Raw genomic sequence first — 20,474 nt, forward strand, 5'->3', positions numbered from 1 at the left:
TTTAACTTGCATCATAACCTCACGCTTCTCATCCCCGCTCATTCCACCCCAGCGAGAAATCTCCATACCCGTTCTATAGCAACCAACACAGATTTCATTCTCATCAAGTGCGCATATACTCACACATGGAGATTTAACATCTTTAGCGTCATATTTACCCATACTCAAAACACCTTAAATTTCAAAATCTATCACCTTTGTTCAACAAGTAGCTTGTTATAGCGCCCGGCATTTTGAACATAATGTACAGAACTTGCCTCGAGTACTTTCTTTTCAATATCCGTCAACGGTCGTTTCACTTTACCCGGACTACCAACAACTAAGCTCCCATCTGGAATTTCAACACCTTCCGGTATCAGTGTATTAGCCCCAATTAGGCAGTGTTTTCCTATTTTTGCACCATTCAATATTACAGCGTTAATACCTATCAAGCTATAATCGCCAATAACACAACCATGCAGCATAGCTTTATGCCCAACAGTAACACCACTGCCTACTTCAAGCTTATAAGACGAATCTGTATGTAACACACTTCCATCTTGAATATTGCTATTAGCGCCAATTGTTATTGAATCATTATCTGCACGAATAACGACATTAAACCAAATACTTGCATTCTCCCTTAGCGTAACCGAGCCGATTAATGTCGCATTAGGTGCAACAAAATGCCCCCCCTCCTCCAACACAACCTTTCTGTCACCTAGATCGTAAATCACGCTCACCTCACAACAATCGAACTATTAAAAATATTAATCTTACCAGACTATAAACAGTTAAAGCAGCCACCTTAATACATGACGCTGCTTTTAAATCGATATATAATTTTATGAAACCTAACAATCTGGAAAACATAATGAAATTTTGTAGTGAGTGTGGAAACCCTGTAAAGAATGAAGTCCCAAAGGGTGATAACAGGTTACGCCACGTTTGTACGCACTGTGAAATCATACATTACCAAAACCCCAAAATTGTGGCGGGTACACTTCCTATCTTTGAGGGAAGAATATTACTTTGCAGACGCGCAATTGAACCTAGACTTGGTTATTGGACGCTACCTGCTGGTTTTATGGAAAACCAAGAAACAACGTCTGAAGCAGCCTTAAGAGAAACACTAGAAGAAGCCGAAGCAACTGTGGAACTAGAGGGCCTATACACTGTCATGAATGTTCCCGAGGTCGATCAAGTTCATATATTTTTTAGAGCTCGACTACTTGATGGAAATTTTGGTGCAGGGGAAGAAACCCTTGAAGCGAAACTATTCACACCACAAGAGATTCCATGGGATCAGATCTCATTTCCTACCGTATTTCAAACACTAAAGCACTATATATCTGACCATCCACTTGATTACTTTCCCGTACACGTTAAAGATATTCTACGAGATAAATAGCCATCCCCCCTCAGCATCTAATTACACACTAATTATTTCAGAAACATCAAAAGCAGGCTCTTCATAAGGATGAGCTTGCTTTAAGGCTTCAACAGCATCTTTAGTAAATTTACGCATACACACCATTTCTACTTTATATTCGCTCACCACTTCCAATTCTCCAGCATCACCTATAAACGGATTGCTACCTATCATAGGCCTAAATTGTCCCTCTCCTTTTGACTGCCAGCAGCAATGCTCGTACAACCCTTGCCTTCCAGCGCCAGCATTAAACAGCGCCATTTTTACAATCTCTAGATGAGATTCAGGAACATAAAAACAAATTTTATACATTATACCCCCCAAAAAAACGCCCCCTGGTTACAAAAACCACACACATCAATATAACGCTTTCAGTTATTAACACTTTCTGTGGATAACTTTGGGGATAAAGCCTTGAAAAACCTGCTAACCCCCCATAAACACTGACACCCCGTCAGATTGATGAGAAATCAACCCAAAACATATTAACTTTAAATTTCAATAACTTATATTTGTCAACAGGCTAAATAATTAATATAAACCATGTAACCAATCCCTATTTATCCAAAACTTATAAAAATGTGCATAAAGAACAGCATCTATACAAAAATCAAGACATAAATAGCATTATTATTTAGTTATTTAACATCAAAACTAGCCTAATTAGATGATATTAAAATGCAAAACATCCAAACACATTACAAAGACTATCATTAAGTTACATTTATTTACAAAGATCGCTTTATAGCGCTCCAAAAAAAAACCGCCTCAAACTTGAGACGGTTTTTTGAGAGCTAATACTTTACTTAATTAAGCCACTTTCTAGCGTTTCTGAACATTCTCATCCATGGGGCATCTTCGCTCCACTCACTTGGATGCCAAGAATTCTGAACAGCTCTGAAAACTCTTTCTGGGTGCGGCATCATAATAGACACTCGACCAGTATCACTGGTTACACCAGAAAGCCCCATTGGGGAACCGTTAGGGTTCGCCGGATATCTTTCAGTAACATCACCACGGTTATCCACATAACGTAGCGCAACAAGCCCACGCTCATTGAGCGCTGACAACTGGCTATTAGAAGCAAACTCTGCTCGCCCTTCGCCATGTGCAACAGCAATAGGTAAACGAGAACCATTCATCCCCGCAAAAAATGCTGACGGTGAATCTTGTACCTCTACCATAGTCAGTCGCGCTTCAAACTGCTCTGAACGGTTTCTAACAAAGTGTGGCCATAGGTCTGCACCTGGGATTAGCTCGTGAAGGTTTGAAAGCATCTGACAACCATTACAAACCCCTAAAGCCAAAGTATCTGCTCGCTCAAAGAAGCTTGAGAACTGATCTCTTGCTAAGTTGTTAAATAGAATAGACTTTGCCCAACCCTCTCCGGCACCGAGAACGTCTCCGTAAGAGAATCCACCGCAAGCCACTAGAGCATTGTAATCTTGCAAACTTACTCTGCCAGACAAAATATCGCTCATATGAACATCTACCGCACTGAAACCAGCTCGTGTAAATGCTGCCCCCATTTCAACCTGGCCATTAACACCTTGCTCTCTTAGTACAGCAATTCTCGGCCGAACGCCGGTATTAATGTAGGGTGCAGCAATATCTTCAGCGATATCAAATGTAACCACTGCATTTAACCCCGGGTCTTGAACATCTGAGATCTGCTCATACTCTTCTAACGCACACTCTGAGTTATCTCTCAAAGCCTGCATTCGATAACTTGTTTCTGACCAAACTTGCTGATATTCAGCACGAGGAGCACCCAGTACTGTTTCACCATCAAAAAGGAATCTAATTTCATCTTCTTCATTAAGTGAACCAACCACCAGCGCATGCTCACCCAGACCTGCCGAGTTAAACTGTTGCAGCACAAACTCAGTATCCTCTGTGCGCACCTGAATAACAGCACCAAGCTCTTCGTTAAACAATTCACGCGCAAAATGAGACTTATCTTCAGCTAGCAAATCTAGCTTAACGTCTATACCTGTGTGACCTGCAAACGCCATCTCGCACAACGTGACAAACATACCGCCGTCAGAGCGGTCATGGTAAGCCAATAACTTGTCATCACCATTCAGACCCTGAATAACGGCAAAGAACGCTTTTAAATCTTCAGCATCATCAAGATCAGGCGCTACAGCGCCCACTTGCTTATACACTTGAGCTAAGGCTGAGCCACCTAATCTATTTTGACCATTAGCCAAATCGATTAAAATCAAATCTGTCTGACCTTGATCGACTTTCAGCTGCGGTGTTACGGTTTTTCTAACATCAATGACTGGAGCAAAACCACTAATAATTAGAGACAAGGGCGAAGTAACAGCTTTTCGGCTGCCATTATCATCCCATACCGTCTTCATTGACATAGAGTCTTTTCCTACTGGAATCGTGATCCCTAGCTTAGGGCACAATTCCATACCTACCGCTTTAACGGTATCGTATAAATTCTCATCTTCACCAGGGTGTCCAGCCGCTGCCATCCAGTTAGCGGATAAGCGAATATCAGATATTTTTTCGATGTAAGCAGATGCTATATTGGTAATAGCCTCACCCACCGCCATCCGACCAGAAGCGGGCGCATCAATGATAGCAATAGGTGTTCGTTCTCCCATCGCCATTGCTTCACCGCTATAGGTGTCAAAAGATGATGCAGTTACTGCCACATCAGCAACAGGCACCTGCCAAGGGCCAACCATTTGATCTCGTGCAACTAAGCCTGTGATCGATCGATCACCAATAGTAATCAAAAAGCTCTTGCTCGCGACACTCGGTAACCTGAGTATTCGGTTTGCAGCTTCTGATATATCAATACCAGTAGAATCAAACACAGTTTTGGTGAAGTTCTTTCTTTCAACACTTCTGTGCATTTTAGGTGGCTTACCAAATAAAATATCCATCGGCAAGTCAACAGGATTATTGTTAAAATGCTCATCTTTTAACTTAAGATGCATTTCTTCTGTTGCCTCACCAATAACAGCATAAGGACAACGCTCTCTTTTACAAATAGCATCAAATGTAGCGAGATTCTCTGGTGCTACCGCCAACACATAACGCTCTTGTGATTCATTACACCAAATCGCAAGGGGTGACATGCCGGGCTCATCACTAGGGATATCCCTTAGATTAAATATGCCGCCTCGATCGCCATCTTTAACAAGCTCAGGAAACGCATTCGATAAGCCACCGGCACCCACGTCGTGGATAAAGGCAACAGGGTTATCATCGTCTAGCTGCCAGCACCGATCGATTACTTCCTGGCAACGACGCTCCATTTCTGGATTTTCTCTTTGGACAGAAGCGAAATCAAGATCTTCTTGACTGCTTCCTGAGTCCATTGAAGATGCAGCTCCACCTCCCAAACCAATGAGCATTGCAGGTCCGCCTAGCGCAATTAGCTTTGCGCCTACAGGGATTTCACCCTTTTCTACATGCTTCGCCTTAATATTACCTAGGCCGCCGGCAATCATTATTGGCTTGTGATATCCCTTAACTTCATCGCCTTCTAGTCCCGCAACAGTCTCTTCAAATGTTCTAAAGTAGCCGCATAAGTTGGGGCGACCAAACTCATTATTAAACGCCGCACCACCAATAGGTCCGTCGAGCATAATACCAAGCCCAGAAGTTATCCTATCCGGTTTACCGTAATCGCCTTCCCAAGGTTGCTCAAAACCAGGGATTTTCAAATTAGAGACGGTGAAGCCACTCAAACCCGCTTTAGGTTTAGAACCCTTACCGGTAGCGCCTTCATCACGAATCTCTCCACCATTACCTGTCGCTGCACCTGAAAAGGGCGATATAGCCGTTGGGTGGTTATGAGTTTCAACCTTCATCAATATATGGATATCTTCTTGATGGGCGGCGTACTCTTTTGTTACAGGGTCAGGATAAAAACGTCCTGCTTTTGAGCCTTCTATAACAGACGCGTTATCTTTATAAGCTGAAAGCACACCCTCACTATTCATTTCATAGGTGTTTCTGATCATCGCGAACAGTGATTTATCTTGCGACTCACCGTCGATATCCCATGATGCATTAAATATTTTATGTCGACAGTGCTCAGAGTTTGCTTGAGCAAACATCATCAACTCAACGTCTGTAGGGTTTCGCTCTAAACCAATAAATGCTGAGGTCAAATACTCTATTTCATCATCTGCTAAAGCCAAGCCCAACTTACGGTTAGCCTCTACAAGCGCAGTTTGTCCGTGCGCCAGCACATCTACAGTATTCATGGGCTCAGGTTCAGCAACGCTAAATAGTAACTCTGCACCGGCCATTTCATAGAATACAGCTTCAGTCATACGATCATGAAAGAATGCAGACAAGCGCTCTCGCTCAGCTTTATCGAGCTTTTTATCAGAACGAACAAAGTAGGCAATCCCCCGCTCAATTCGTTTAATTTTTTCCAGTCCACAATTATGAGCAATATCGGTTGCTTTACTTGACCATGGGGAAATAGTGCCTGGACGTGGAACCACTAAAAATAACTGACCCTCTGTGGCTTCGACATCAGCTTTAGGACCATATTTAAGGATACGGTGTAGGGTGTTTAGTTCTTCCGCTTTTAGCTCTTTTTCAACATCAACAAAATGCATAAACTCTGCATAAACAGAATCAACAGCAGAAACCTGCTCTTTGATAGCCGATAGCATTTTTGTGTTACGAAAAGAAGAAAGGGCGGGTGCGCCTCGCAGTTCCAGCATCACTTGGCTGTGCCTCTTGGAAGGAGTGAAAGAAAGTTGCGTATAATACTTGAAATACGCCCCTATCAACAACATTGATTTACCTATTTAATACCATTCTCCATATACCGCCACATAAGTTTTACAATGTTTTTCACAGTTCTAAACATGCACTATTGACTATAAACCGCCTAACTGGAAGTATGCACAGATATAAAAACTGTAGAAAACTCAATATTTAGTGTGTGCACTGCCTCATCCTAGTCATTAATGAAGCTCAATTGACGACCACTAAATAGCAGTAAGGCAGTAAGATTGAAGAGTGTAAGTAGATGTCGGATAAAAACGTATTGAGAAGCGGTTTCATGCCCAGCGCTCTGTCGCTCATGGTTTTTATGTTTACTATTTTTTCTCTCGCGGGCTGTTCACGACCCACTACTCTAGAAAAAATTGAGCAAGAGCATGTTCTGCACGTCATCACCCGTAACGGCCCCGCCATTTATTTTGAAGACAAAGATGGACCCGCAGGCTTCGATTACGAAATAAGTAAACTCTTTGCTGAAGAGCTCGGTGTCGAGTTAAGACTAAGAGTGGCCGACAACCTTGGCGAACTACTTTCCGTTATTGATCAAGGCTATGCTCACTTTGCAGCGGGAGGGCTAGCCGCGACAGAAGGGAGAAACGCACGCTTCGAATACTCATCACCGTATCTTGAAATAACCCCAAAGGTTGTTTACCGCCTAGGAACTTCTCGTCCTAAAGAATTAACGGATTTAGTGGGGAAGCGATTGGTCGTCGTCGCTGACAGCCATCATATTGATCTTCTAAAACAACTCAAGCAAGATTTTATAGATCTTACTTGGGAGGAATCAGAAGAACTAGAGACCTCAGACCTACTTAAACAAGTAAGTGAAGGCCTTATTGACTATGCAATTGTTGACTCTACTGATTTGGCGATTCATCAAGCCTATTACCCCAAAGCGGTCGCAGCGTTCAGCCTAAGTAAGCCGCTCAACTTTGTATGGTACTTTCCGGCCAGCGAAGATGATTCATTAACTCAAAAAGCTACACTTTTTTTTGAGAAAATAAAAAACGACGGTACATTATTGCAACTTAAAGAACGGTACTACGGCCACTTGAATCAGCTTAACTATGTGGGCGCTAGAACGTTTATCCACCATATTAATAAACGCCTTTCTCGTTACGAAGAAACCTTTAAAGCAGAAGCCGACAATTATGAATTAGATTGGCGTCTACTGGCTGCGATTGGCTATCAGGAATCTCATTGGCGCCCTAACGCAACCTCTCCAACAGGTGTGCGTGGGTTGATGATGCTAACACGGGTAACCGCGAAAGAGCTTGGCATCAAAAACCGATTGGACCCTAGCGCTAGCATTAAAGGTGGTGCTAAGTATTTTGCAAAAATAAGGGCAAGAATACCTGATAGAATCAAGGAACCCGATAGAACGTGGATGGCACTTGCCTCTTACAACGTCGGCTTTGGGCATGTAGAAGACGCACGTATTCTTGCCCAAAAAGACGGCAAAGACCCTGACCAATGGTTACATGTAAAAGAGTATTTACCACTATTGCAAAAGAAAAAGTGGTATAAACAAACTAGGCACGGCTATGCTCGAGGTTCAGAACCTGTCGTATATGTTCAAAATATTCGACGATATTACGACGTCCTAACCTGGATGAAGCAACCTCAGGTTGATGAAGGCATTATTGCGAGCAAATCATCAGAAGAGCCCTATAGCGAAGAGCCTTCAGACAATTATATGTTCCCTGACACCTTGCAAGATATGCCGCCCACACTATAAGGCTGCGTTTGATCTAATGGCTAACTCACCTTTTTGATCGCGTAAGAAATATGATCATGATTGAAGCCTTTCTGCATTAAGAACCTCATTTGCCTAGCTTTTTGAGTAAAATCAGCAACCCTCCCCTTTCCGAACTTTTTCTCTCTTTGATAAGCCGCAGACTCATACCAATGGTGCTCTGTTTCATCTAAGTTATCATCAACCAACACCTCAGACACCTGCCTTTCTCGCAGCTCAGAGGCAATACGAGTAGGCCCAAAGCCTCTCGATCTTCGATGATAACAATAGGCCTCAGCAAAGCGCGCATCACTCACCACCCCCTCTAACTCTAGTTCGTCTAGCACTCGCTCAATAGCATGCTCACCGAAAGACTTAAGAACCATTTTGACCTTGAGTTCATAACGACTATGTTCTCGCCTTGCCAGCGCCCGAATAAGTCTATCTTTTATATCTTTCAGCTCATCTTTATTCATGCCTGAGCCTTGCTCGCACTCAGATTCAGATGAATTCATCAATATCTCCAAAATATCTTTAAACAAACATTCCGCATTTGAACAATCAGGGTTAGACTATGCCCCTTAAACTAATCGACCCCACTACGGGCGTCTGTTTCGAAGCTTAAATTTAAGCTCAATAATAACGGTGAAAAGATACTCATGTCAGCATTTCTTAAAAAGCTATTTAAACCTAAGTGGAAAAGTTCTAACGCTATTACTCGTAAAGAGTACATATCAACGCTTAATCCTTCAGCAGAAGAAGACAATAAAATTCTTCTAGATTTAGCCAGAAATGATGCCGACAACCAAGTAAGACGCGCAGCGATCAATAAAATAGACTCGATTAACATATTATTAAGTCTATATCAGGAACCATCCGATCTCATTAAACCAGCCGTCAAAGACAGGCTTGAAGGGTTAGCAAAATCTAACGCCCTACCCATTTACGAACTAATAACAGATGAAGCATTACTCACTGAACTTATTTTAAACTCTGAAAACGCAGAACAATATCTTGGTGCCCTCGTTAAGCTTTCTAGCACTGCACTACAATCCATTGCGATAAACGCAAAACTAAATCAACTCAGACTTTCGGCCGTTGAGCTAGTTGTTGATGAAGAACCTCTTGTCATCATTGAAAAACAAGCAAAAGCAAAAGATAAAAAAGTATATCAGTTAGCTAAATCTAAGTTGAAAGAGATTAAAGCAAGTAAAAAGCAGCTAGCTGAAACTAAAGAGAAACAAGAGACCGTTGTGAAATCTTTAGAAATTCATGCAAACAGTGAAACAGTAAAACTGTATAGCGCCAAACTAACATCGCTTTTAGATGCATGGAATGAGCTTGGTGAATGCACGGACAGTCAATTACGTCAACGATTCGAAGCAAGCAAACAAGCCTGCAGCATAAAATCAGAGCATTTTAAACAAGCGCAAGAAGAAGCCGTTTTAGCGCAACAAAAGATAGCGCAACAAATTGAAGAGCGCATAGAGACGCTCAACACACTCGACCAAACTATCGAGCGATTTAAACAAGCACCTATTGAGTCTGCCAGTGATTTACCTGCTCTAGATGCCATTATCAAAACACAAGAAACAAGATGGCTAGAAGCAACAAAAGGGTGCTCAGTTGAAAAAACAGGGCAAACACGCTACCAACAACTAATGCGAGACTTAAAACATTTTCTTAAGTCTGCTCAGTTTTTCATTAGCAATAAAGATCAGTTTTCAGCATTAGAAAACACTGAATCAACAGTAGACAATAGCGATAGCACAACTGACCTGAATAAGATCAAAGCATTTATCAATGATGTCGACTGGCCCAATGAGTTCCCCTCACCTCCCCTGCTTAAACAGCTTTCAAAAGCGGCAGGCAGCATTACTGACAAACGAAAACAGAACTCTCAGGATACTGCTAAGTTACAACAGCAAATCGAAGAACAGCTGACCTTATTGGATAAGGACCTAAGCAGCCGTGCACTCAAGCAATCATCGCAACGCTTTAAAGAGCTCAACCACCAGCTACAAGGCGCTGACAAAGCAGTCGTTTCACAATACACAGGCAAACTGCAATTACTGGGCAAGCAGTTAGATGAATTAAGGGATTGGCATGGCTATGCTGTTACGCCAAAGCAAACCGAGCTTTGTGAGCAGGTAGAGCGTTTAGCAGAGCAACATCTAGCGCCTCAGATTAAAGCTGACAAAATAAAAGAGTTGCAGGACGAGTGGAAAAAACTAGGCGGTTCTTCAGACCAGAAAATGTGGATGAGATTTAAAGCTGGCTGTGACGCTGCTTATGCACCTTGTCGTGAATACTTTGAAGAGCAAAAAGCACTCAAAAGAAGTAATGTAGAAAAACGAAAAACCATTTGCCAGCAGGTCAGTGATTTTGTCGCTCAAAATGACTGGGAGAATACTGATTGGAAAGCCGTTGAGAAAATCAACCGCGCAGCAAGAGAAGAGTGGAAGGCTTGCTACCCTGTAGAGTTCAAAGAAAACAAAGCGGTACAAAAATCATTTAATGAGTTATTAGCTAAACTCGACCAATACCTCGATGATGAGCGCTCACGTAATAAGCAATTAAAACAATCTATTGTTGAAAAAACTCAAGCCCTCATCACGCATGAACCTTTATCTGAAGCCATTGAAGGCGCCAAGGCTCTACAATCAGAATGGCAGAAGATCGGCATAACCCTTCATAAAGACGACCGAAACTTATGGAAGGATTACCGAGCCGCCTGTGATGAGATATTTAAGCGTCGAGATGCCGCGAATGAGAGCAAGCAACAAGCCATTAATGAAGCGGTTGCCCAAGCAGAAGCACTCTGTGAAGAGGCCGAGAACATTTCGGCTAATGACGAATTAACATCAAGCAAAACATTAACCGAACTACGTCAGCGTTTTAAAGCAATACCGCCTTTACCCAAGAAAGATCACGAACGCCTGAGCCACAAACTCGAAGAAATTATTAGCGCTATAAAATCTGAGCAAGTTAAACAAAATGCAGAAAAAGAAAGTGCTCTTTGGCTAGAAACCAATAGGATTACAAAACTCATTCGAAATGCAGCTGAGGGGCTACAGTCAGGCGACACGCTAGATAACATGTCAGCCCTTACAGATGAAATTAATGATTTAGATCAATTGATTAAATTAAATAACATTCTGTTAACAACATGGAATGGACTTAAGGATGAAACGAGTAAAGCACTTTCATCTGTCTCATCAGATGAGGCAAAAAAGCTTTGCATCCAATGCGAAATAGCCGCAGAGCTAGATTCTCCTCCAGATGACCAAAAGCTGCGCATGGAACTGCAAGTCGCTCGACTCTCTCAAGGCATCAATAGCCAACAAGAAACCAGCAACAAAAAAGATGAACTTGAGAAATACTTAGCAGAATGGTTTCAGCTTTGTTTAATACCTAAAGAGGTGAGAACAAACTTAGAGACTCGTATAGATCACGTATTGGCTAAACTTACTCATTAACCCATATTTATCTAATATGGCATTTACACCAAAGATTAAACTAGAACGGTTGTTTAATCTTTGGTGCCCCCACTGTGTTTACTATCCCTACCTTTAATGCCTAGTCGCGTGAACTTTTAATAACATACGCTAAAGCATCCTCAACAGCGCTTACGACTTTATCTTGCATTTCTTTCGCCTCTATCGGTGATAGGTAATAAACCATATCTACTTCATGCCTAATATACCGAGGCGGCAAATGATTTAATGCAACGCAAACAACATCTTCTAACAGATCATCATCAAACGCTTTCCCACTGGTTAACTCAGCCAGCGCTTCGACTACCAAAGGTTCATAGTAGTTCTGAATACTATCCAAAATTGACATAAAGTTACCTACTTATAAAACATCACAAAGGCAGAGTTTCTATAAAAGCACGGCATGCATAGGACCGTAAAGAATACAAAAACAAATCAGTTAGTTATAAAAATAGTTAATTAGTACAAATATTCAACTAACGATGACTTTATTTGAGGAATCAGTGACGCTTTTCGCTAACGTTTTTGTCATCAATCGCCATTTTTAATCAAATTTGGCTAATCTATGGTAGTCATACTGAAAACAAAAAATCGGCAAACACTCAAGTAAACGCCGAAGACATCAAGTGAGCGAATAATTATGAGTAACGAAGCATTTATCTACGACGCAATTCGCACGCCACGAGGCAAAGGAAAAAAAGATGGTTCATTATACGGCGTCAAACCCGTCACCCTACTCTCTTCTCTTTTGTCACAACTACAAGAAAAGCATGACCTTGATACATCACAGGTTGATGATGTGGTTATGGGGTGTGTCACAGCCATAGGCGACCAGGGCGCCGATATCGCTAAAACGGCAGCATTAGTCGCCAACTGGCACGAAAGTGTAGCAGGCGTAACACTTAATCGATTTTGCGCCTCAGGCTTAGAAGCCGTCAATATGGCCGCAATGAAGGTTCGTTCTGGCTGGGAAGACCTCGTTGTCGCAGGCGGCGTCGAGTCAATGTCTCGAGTTCCTATGGGCTCTGATGGTGGCGCATGGGCGATGGACCCAGCCACAAACCTTACAACAGGTTTTATGCCACAAGGCATAGGCGCCGATCTGATTGCTACTATTGACGGATTTAGCCGGACAGATGTTGATCAATTTGCGCTCAACAGCCAGAAAAAAGCCGCATACGCTCAAGCTCAAGGCTATTTTACCCCATCAATCATGCCCGTTTTGGACCAAAATGGCGTAACAATCTTAAGCCAAGATGAGTTTATCCGCCCCGATACAACCATCGAAGCCCTTGGTCAGCTAAATCCATCATTCAAAATGATGGGAGAAATGGGTTTTGATAGTGTAGCGGCAAAAAAATATCACTATATCGAACACATCAATCATGTGCATACACCTGGCAACTCGTCCGGAATCGTGGATGGCTCAGCTGTCATATTAGTGGGAAGTGAAGCAAAGGGACGCGAACTAAATTTAACACCTCGCGCGAGAATTGTCGCCACCGCCGTCACTAGCACTGACCCCACAATCATGCTAACAGGCCCAGCCCCTGCAGCCAGAAAAGCGCTCGAAAAAGCAGGCTTAAGCATTGACGATATTGACCTATTTGAAGTTAACGAAGCCTTTGCCGCTGTCGTTATGCGATTCCAAAAAGAGCTTAATGTTCCAGATGAAAAGGTCAACGTAAACGGTGGTTCTATTGCCATGGGGCATCCATTAGGTGCAACAGGCGCAATGATACTCGGCACGCTTCTGGATGAGTTAGAAAGACGACAACAGAAATACGGACTGGCCACACTTTGTGTCGGCGGTGGAATGGGCATTGCGACAATCATTGAGCGTGTATGACCTACCTGCCCTAGATAGCACCAACGTGATTTTTTAACGCATCGACACAAAACTGATTTAGCGAGAAACACCATGACAGCCATAAAATACGAAAAAGACAATAACGGAATATTAACGCTAACCATTGATATGCCTGGTCAATCAGCTAATACCATGAACGCAGCGTTCAGGGATGCCTTGCAGCTAACTGCAGAGCGAGTGGTTAACGAACAAGACGACCTTAAAGGCATTATTATCGCCTCAGCCAAAAAAACATTCTTTGCTGGCGGCGATTTAAACGAACTCATTTCAGTTGGGCCTGATCAAGCAGAGCCATTTTTCAATATGGTGCAAGCGCTTAAAGGCCATATGAGAACACTAGAAACACTGGGCATCCCAGTGGTTGCCGCGATCAATGGAGCCGCACTAGGGGGTGGATGGGAACTTTGTCTTGCCTGCCATCATCGTATAGCACTTAACGATAAATCGGTGCAACTTGGTTTACCCGAAGTTACTCTAGGGTTATTACCGGGTGGCGGCGGTATCGTCAGAACGGTTCGACTGCTAGGGCTAGAAAAGTCGCTGCCTTATTTAGCTGAAGGGAAAAAACTCAATGCTGAAGCAGCTTTAAAAGCAGGTTTAATCCATGCACTTGCTAATGATGTTGACGAAATGATGGCGATGGCTAAGAAGTGGATAACTGAGAACCCTAAATCTAGCCAACCATGGGACATAAAGGGGTATAAAATTCCTGGCGGAACACCATCTAACCCTAAAATCGCCCAGATGCTCGCTATCGCGCCCGCAATACTGAGAAACAAAACTAAAGGTTGCTATCCTGCACCCGAAGCCATCATGTCAGCTGCAGCAGAAGGAGCCCAAGTAGACTTTGACACAGCCCAGACGATTGAGGCTCGCTACTTTACTGAACTCGTCATAGGCCAAGTCAGCAAAAACATGATCGGAACATTTTGGTTTCAACTTAATGAAATCAAATCAGGCGCAAGCAGACCTGCAAACATTGAAAAAAGCACCGTATCAAAAGTGGGCGTATTGGGTGCAGGTATGATGGGTGCGGGTATCGCCTACTCTGCAGCCATTAGCGGTATTGAGGTCGTTTTAAAAGACATCACTCAAGAAAATGCGGATAAAGGTAAACAATACTCAGAGTCGCTTTTAACCAAACGCGTCTCTCGCAAGCGCATGACAGAGGATAAAAAACAGGCAGTACTAAGCCGTATTTTAGCGACGGATAGTGCAGATGATCTTACCGATTGTGATTTAGTGATTGAGGCGGTATTTGAAGATAGCGCGCTTAAAGCAAAAGTAACACAAGAAGCCGAACCAAAGCTGGCCAAAGGTGGATTATTTGCCTCTAACACCTCAACAATACCCATCACTCAGTTAGCAGAAGCCTCTTCAAAGCCAGAAAATTTTGTTGGCCTTCACTTTTTCTCACCTGTAGACAAAATGCCTCTGGTAGAGATCATTACAGGTAAAAAAACATCAGATGAGACACTCGCAAAAGCATTTGATTTTGTTTTACAAATTAACAAGACCCCTATTGTCGTGAATGATAGTCGCGGCTTTTTCACTTCTCGCGTCTTTGGTACTTTTGTAAATGAAGGTATCGCTATGCTAGGTGAAGGTTACAGCCCATCGTCGATCGAAAATGCAGCGCAATTAGCGGGAATGCCTGTTGGCCCTCTTACCCTGATTGACGAGGTCAGCTTAACACTCGTAAGGCATATAAGAGATCAATCAAAACAAGATGTTGAGTCTGCAGGAGGTCAGTGGATTGCACACCCTGCAGAAGCCGTTATCAATAAGATGCTAGATCAACACCAACGCAAAGGAAAAGCAGCTGGCGCAGGATTCTATGATTACCCCGCAAAAGGTAAGAAACACCTGTGGTCAGAACTCGAAAGCCTTTTTGTAGATCAGCAAAAAGCCAAAAATGCAGACTTACAGCATATGATTGATCGCTTTCTATTTATTCAATCTATTGAAACCGTAAGATGTATTGAAGAAAACGTACTCACCTCTGTAAAGGACGCAAATATAGGCAGTATATTTGGGATTGGCTATGCACCTTGGACGGGCGGAGCTATCCAGTTCATAAATCAGTATGGTGTGAAAGCATTTACCGATAATGCAATTGCACTCAGCCGAGAATGTGGCGAGCGCTTTAACCCACCTAAATTACTACTCGTTAAAGCTGAAAAAGATGAGCAATTTTAAATAAATGCTCACAAGCGGTTGATCGTTAACAGGATAAAATTAGCGATCAACCCTTTACCTCCTTACTTTTTAACGTTTTTTTCTACGAAACCCTACAGTAATTAACAATATTTAATCGCAAATACGCTAGTCAGCAGGGTTCCTGTGCCCTACAATCGTTATAACTATATTGTTAGGGTTCTTATGACTGTCATAATAGAACTCTAGTATCGACCGTTTAAAATAGAAACGTTTGATAATCCAAGTAAATAATGGAGAGTTGATTTTTACACACTCGACCTTATTAAGAATATATGATGAGACATTTCTTATATTCATCCCAAGATCATTACGATCATTACGATCATTTATAATGCGTGATACAAAATAATTATTATGATGACAAAAAAAGCCTTTAGCCGACTGTTTCCTTCACTCAGCCTAACTCGTAGCTCTCTATTGGTCGGTGCATTCGCATTTACCTCGCTGCTAAATAGCGCCTCAGTATCGGCACTCGTACTTGATGCTGATAACTTTCAGCCTCTGGTGCCCGATAAAGAGCAGCAAGCCGCCAGCATTCATGTGTCTAGGCAGTTATTATTATCACACTACAGAAAGCAGCCCATCGACCGCACCCTCTCAGAACGCATTTTTGAAAATTATTTAGATACTCTCGACAGCCAGCGCATTTACTTTTTTGTTAACGATGTTGAAGAATTCGAACCTTACCGATTCCGCCTTGATGGCGCATTGAAAACGGGTCAACTTGAACCTGGATTCAACATTTACAACCGCTATGAAAAGCGTGTAATAGAACGTCTAAGATACCTACTCACAATGCTAGATGCAGGTATCGACAAGCTCGATTTTAATAAGAAGGAATCTTTACTCACTGACCGAAAAGATAGCCCTTGGTTGACCACCAAAGAAGAAATGGATGACCTATGGCGTAAGCGTCTAAAAAGTGCAGTACTTTCCTTAAAACTCAGCGGAAAAACAGATAAAGAGATTTTAAAAACCCTTAAAACTCGTTATGAAAGTCAGCTTAATCGAGTACTCCAAACGCGTAGTGAAGACGCATTCCAAGCCTACATGAATGCCTTTACAGGCGTTTACGATCCTCATACCACCTATTTTTCACCTCGTACGTCTGAGAACTTTAACATCAACATGAGCTTGTCTCTTGAAGGTATTGGTGCAGTATTACAAAGTGACAATGAGTACACCAAAGTACTGCGTATGGTGCCTGCTGGACCAGCTGACAAACAGGGACAATTAAGCCCTGCTGATCGAATTGTGGGTGTCGGACAGGGTAAAGATGGCGAAATCGTTGATGTAGTTGGCTGGAGACTTGATGAAGTCGTCGACTTGATTAGAGGACCAAAACATTCAACCGTGCGATTAGAAGTCATTCCCGCAGGTAACAAAGACGAAACCCAGACTAAAGTCATCAATATCGTCCGTGACAAAGTTAAGCTAGAAGAGCAGGCCGCTCAGAGCCAAGTCATAGAAGTAGAGAAAGAAGGCGTCACCCGCCGTATTGGTGTTATCGATATACCTGCATTCTATGCCGACTTTAAGGCAATGCAAGAAGGTGACCCTAATTATAAGAGCACTACCCGTGATGTTAAAAATCTGCTCAAAGGGTTAGAAGAAGAAGGAATAGACGGCTTAGTTATCGATCTTCGCAATAATGGCGGCGGATCACTTCAAGAAGCGAACATGCTAACAGGTCTATTTATCAAAGAAGGCCCTACTGTACAAATTAGGAACAGCCGAGGGGTTGATGTACTCAAAGATCCTGACCCAGAGCTAGTGTATGGCGGTCCATTGGTCGTACTGGTCAATCGTATGAGTGCTTCTGCGTCTGAAATATTTGCGGGGGCTATCCAAGATTACGGGCGCGGCGTCATTATGGGAAGCCAAACATTTGGTAAAGGGACAGTTCAATCTGTTCGTTCACTTAACCACGGTCAAATAAAAATCACCCAAGCCAAGTTCTATCGAGTGTCTGGCGCAAGCACCCAACATAAAGGGGTTATTCCAGATATTGAACTTCCTTCTGTTATTGATAAAACTGAAATTGGTGAAGACGCCCTACCTGAAGCACTACCTTGGGACGCTATTGCCCCTGTTGATCACACAAAGTATACATCGACATCTGATATTCTAGATCAGCTAAAAGGTCGTCATGAGACACGTTTTAACGCAACAGCTGAATACAAGCTGTTACTCGAGCAAATTGACTTCTTAAATGAGCGCAGAGAGACCACCTCTCTTTCGCTTAATGCAGAAGAAAGAGAGAAAATGAAACTGGAACTAGACAACAAGCAGCTTGAATTGATCAATAAGAGTCGTGTTATTAAAGGTGAAGAGCCGTTCAAGTCAATGGAAGAGAAAGAAAAGCATGACGAAGAGCTAGCGGCAAACCCGAAAAAAGATAAAGAGCTCGATTTTATTGCAAAAGAGAGCGCTGAAGTTATTTTGGATTTAATTGAATTCAATCAGCGGTTCGCAGCCAACAACGAAAAGCCTGCAAGCTATACCTTGCGCTAGCCTTTTGCTAGCGCGCCCCATCGCTTTCGAAGGGACGCTGAAAAACTGTCTATCAATTAAGGATTCACCATGAGCTCGGATAATCGTGACAAGCACAATGCACTTGAAGAGTTTTTAGAGGATGCTCTAAACGACCCTACTGAAAATAAGCAAGGTAAACGCATACCCGATCAAGCATACAAGCCTTCTGCGACAGATAAAACAGTAAAGGACGACAACAGTAGTGAATCTTCAACCAAAGATTCATCAACACGAAAAAGCAAACAAGAGAAACAACCTGAAGAAGAAATCGATGAGGATACGCTGATCGATAGGCTCAGCGATTTTACCTCTTCTGCATTTAATTTTGCTAAGCGAACCACTCAAACATCATTTAAAGTTGGCAAAGCACTTATTCACTCACAAGACCAACTAAAACTAATGCTAGCGGCAGGTCAGTCGTTAAAAGATTTGCGAGAGGTTGCAGGTTTAACGCTATCTGAAGCCAATGAAGCGCTTAACTTAAAAGATAAATCAGTTCTCGAAGCCGTAGAGAACGGAACCGCGACATTATCGTTTGAATTAATATTAAGATTATCTGCACTCTTAGCGCGAAACGATCCAATACCCTTCATTATTAAATATACACGCACATACAACCCAGAAATATGGCGAATTCTAAGTGATTGGGGGCTCGGTAGACTACCACTTCAATACGAAAGAGAACGGCAGTTTATTAATATCTTCAGAGCTCATGACGAAGCCAGAAAACTATCAGATGATGGTTACAAAAAAGTATTAGACTTCACTCAAAAAGCGTTTGATATGTCGCTTCATTTTATTGCAGAACAAGAAAATGTTGCGTTTGAAGAAGAAAGTGAGAATGAAGGAAAACCGAAAAAACAAAGTAAGAGCAAATCTGACCCCGACAAGAAAGGTCAAAAGCAAAAACGCTCCGACTAACAAAAAAGACCCTCGCTTGAGGGCCTTTTACATTCTACAAAGTACACTCTACCTATTCAGCTTTTCCTTCAGGTTTATAAAAGCCTAGATTCGGCAAATTAGCTTTAGCCATTAACATAAGCGATATTCCGGTAAAAGCAAAGAAGAAGAATGAAGCCAGAAAGCTAGCAGAAATAGGGTCAGATGAGCCAAGTTCTTTTACCTTAATAAACATAAATACCCCACTTATAGCCCCAAGTACAAAACTAATATAAGCAGAGACGAGACATATTTTTTGCGTCAAACCTTTTGGCTTAGTTTGAAGACTAACCTCGGGGTGATCTTTAACACTGGGTGTACTCATTATATTTACTCTTTATTGATCAAATTCAGCCTAATAATGCTTTCATTTTGTCTAGCGTAGGATTCAACACAACGCCCTGCTCCGTCACAATTGCATCAATTAATTCAGCAGGTGTAACATCAAATACAGGGTTAAATGCTGCGATATTCTCAGGTGCTAATTGAACCTCTTTTATAGAGGTTAACTCTTCACCAGTTCGTTCTTCTATAGGAATCAAGTCGCCGGATGAAAGCGACATATCAACCGTACTTGATGGGGCTACTACCATAAATTTTATGCCATGATAACGCGCTAAGACTGCCAGACTATAGGTACCAATTTTGTTAGCCGCATCGCCATTAGCGGTAATCCTATCTGCTCCAACAACAACCCACCTAACATCACCCTGTTTCATAATATGAGCTGCAGCAGAATCAGTATTTAAGGTGACTGAAATGCCATCTCTCTGTAATTCCCACGCAGTCAGCCTTGAGCCTTGTAACCATGGCCTTGTCTCATCTGCATAAACATGTTTTATAATCTTGGCATCCCAACCATGCCGTATCACCCCAAGCGCCGTCCCAAAGCCGCCAGTGGCTAATGAGCCTGTATTACAATGCGTGATAACTGAAAATGGGGTGTCTGATGACGCTGCCATCAATTCTGCGCCTAACTTCCCCATTTGTTTGTTAGCCGCAATGTCTTCGCTATGAATATTTTTGGCTTCATCCAACAGCGACTGATGTGGAGGTGAAGAGTCTTCAAGCGTATCAATCACCCGTTGCATTCGATCTAACGCCCAGAATAGATTAACAGCGGTAGGGCGCGAGTTGGCTAGCGTTTCTATGGCTTCAGCAATGTTTGCTTTCCAAGCCTGTTGATGCTCAGAAAAGGCGGCATCCGCAGCTAATACAACGCCATAAGCAGCACTAACACCGATTGCGGGAGCACCTCGAACGACCATTTGAGTTATCGCATCAGCAACCTCAGTCGAGTCTTTGCAGGTAATATATAACGCCTGGCCTGGCAATAAACGCTGATCTAATAGCTCAAGCTGATTATCTACCCACTTAATAGCTTCAACACCACTACTCATCAAATACCTCTTTTTACTTCGTCGAACATTCAATCTTAGTTACATGCGGCTAGTGTACGGGTAACACAGCCGTAATAGAACGATTAATATATGA

General features: G+C 42.5%; 15 protein-coding genes (1 of these 15 only partly in view). 7 read left to right on the top strand and 8 right to left on the bottom strand.

All coding sequences use genetic code 11. From position 1 onward, the window contains the following. Positions 1-162, bottom strand: partial view of a DUF1289 domain-containing protein gene (locus tag NKI27_RS12580; protein WP_265046392.1) — the 5' portion only. It extends 27 nt beyond the left edge of the window; only the first 162 of its 189 coding nucleotides appear in the window; its start codon is at positions 160-162; its stop codon lies beyond the left edge, outside the window. A 29-nt stretch (positions 163-191) separates the two neighbouring features. Beyond that, the gene (locus NKI27_RS12585) at positions 192-716 is read right to left on the bottom strand and encodes a gamma carbonic anhydrase family protein (RefSeq protein WP_265046393.1); all 525 of its coding nucleotides are present in this window, start codon (positions 714-716) and stop codon (positions 192-194) included. Positions 717-853: 137 nt separating this feature from the next. Here NKI27_RS12585 and NKI27_RS12590 point away from each other — a divergent pair, with 137 nt between their 5' ends. Beyond that, entirely contained in the window at positions 854-1,390 is a 537-nt protein-coding gene (locus tag NKI27_RS12590) for an NUDIX hydrolase (RefSeq protein WP_265046394.1), read from the top strand. A gap of 21 nt (positions 1,391-1,411) precedes the next feature. On the opposite strand, the gene NKI27_RS12595 is transcribed toward NKI27_RS12590, so the two are convergent. Both NKI27_RS12595 and purL read right to left on the bottom strand, forming a co-directional pair. After that, the gene (locus NKI27_RS12595; RefSeq protein WP_265046395.1) at positions 1,412-1,723 is read right to left on the bottom strand and encodes a Nif3-like dinuclear metal center hexameric protein; all 312 of its coding nucleotides are present in this window, start codon (positions 1,721-1,723) and stop codon (positions 1,412-1,414) included. A gap of 494 nt (positions 1,724-2,217) precedes the next feature. Then, positions 2,218-6,120 (bottom strand): phosphoribosylformylglycinamidine synthase, encoded by a 3,903-nt coding sequence (gene purL / locus NKI27_RS12600; RefSeq protein ID WP_265049515.1) that lies wholly within the window; start codon positions 6,118-6,120, stop codon positions 2,218-2,220. 311 nt (positions 6,121-6,431) lie between these two features. Between purL and mltF the strand changes: the two genes are divergently transcribed. Then, entirely contained in the window at positions 6,432-7,922 is a 1,491-nt protein-coding gene (gene mltF, locus NKI27_RS12605; RefSeq protein WP_265046396.1) for a membrane-bound lytic murein transglycosylase MltF, read from the top strand. 20 nt (positions 7,923-7,942) lie between these two features. Here the strand turns inward: mltF and NKI27_RS12610 are convergent, their stop codons facing one another. Next, positions 7,943-8,434, bottom strand: coding sequence for a regulatory protein RecX (locus NKI27_RS12610; RefSeq protein WP_265046397.1), 492 nt, complete (start codon positions 8,432-8,434; stop codon positions 7,943-7,945). Between the two features lie 144 nt (positions 8,435-8,578). Here NKI27_RS12610 and NKI27_RS12615 point away from each other — a divergent pair, with 144 nt between their 5' ends. After that, entirely contained in the window at positions 8,579-11,398 is a 2,820-nt protein-coding gene (locus tag NKI27_RS12615) for a DUF349 domain-containing protein (protein ID WP_265046398.1), read from the top strand. 100 nt (positions 11,399-11,498) lie between these two features. On the opposite strand, the gene NKI27_RS12620 is transcribed toward NKI27_RS12615, so the two are convergent. After that, entirely contained in the window at positions 11,499-11,765 is a 267-nt protein-coding gene (locus tag NKI27_RS12620; protein ID WP_265046399.1) for a late competence development ComFB family protein, read from the bottom strand. Between the two features lie 291 nt (positions 11,766-12,056). On the opposite strand from NKI27_RS12620, the gene NKI27_RS12625 reads away from it, so the two are divergent. The 4 genes from NKI27_RS12625 to NKI27_RS12640 all read left to right on the top strand — a co-directional run bounded on the left by NKI27_RS12625 (position 12,057) and on the right by NKI27_RS12640 (position 18,962). Continuing rightward, positions 12,057-13,265 (top strand): acetyl-CoA C-acetyltransferase, encoded by a 1,209-nt coding sequence (locus NKI27_RS12625; protein ID WP_265046400.1) that lies wholly within the window; start codon positions 12,057-12,059, stop codon positions 13,263-13,265. A gap of 72 nt (positions 13,266-13,337) precedes the next feature. Then, entirely contained in the window at positions 13,338-15,485 is a 2,148-nt protein-coding gene (locus tag NKI27_RS12630; RefSeq protein WP_265046401.1) for a 3-hydroxyacyl-CoA dehydrogenase NAD-binding domain-containing protein, read from the top strand. A gap of 375 nt (positions 15,486-15,860) precedes the next feature. After that, positions 15,861-18,020 carry a carboxy terminal-processing peptidase gene (locus NKI27_RS12635; protein ID WP_265046402.1) on the top strand — a complete coding sequence of 720 codons (2,160 nt, stop codon included), beginning with the start codon at positions 15,861-15,863 and terminating at the stop codon, positions 18,018-18,020. 69 nt (positions 18,021-18,089) lie between these two features. Next, complete coding sequence (locus tag NKI27_RS12640) at positions 18,090-18,962, top strand: helix-turn-helix domain-containing protein (protein ID WP_265046403.1); 873 nt, start codon at positions 18,090-18,092, stop codon at positions 18,960-18,962. 52 nt (positions 18,963-19,014) lie between these two features. On the opposite strand, the gene NKI27_RS12645 is transcribed toward NKI27_RS12640, so the two are convergent. Both NKI27_RS12645 and mtnA read right to left on the bottom strand, forming a co-directional pair. Beyond that, the gene (locus NKI27_RS12645; RefSeq protein ID WP_265046404.1) at positions 19,015-19,305 is read right to left on the bottom strand and encodes a hypothetical protein; all 291 of its coding nucleotides are present in this window, start codon (positions 19,303-19,305) and stop codon (positions 19,015-19,017) included. Positions 19,306-19,330: 25 nt separating this feature from the next. Continuing rightward, positions 19,331-20,380, bottom strand: coding sequence for an S-methyl-5-thioribose-1-phosphate isomerase (gene mtnA, locus NKI27_RS12650; RefSeq protein WP_265046405.1), 1,050 nt, complete (start codon positions 20,378-20,380; stop codon positions 19,331-19,333). Between the last annotated feature and the right edge of the window lie 94 nt (positions 20,381-20,474).

It is taken from the genome of Alkalimarinus alittae (genome assembly GCF_026016465.1).
Classification (GTDB): Bacteria; Pseudomonadota; Gammaproteobacteria; order Pseudomonadales; family Oleiphilaceae; genus Alkalimarinus; species Alkalimarinus alittae.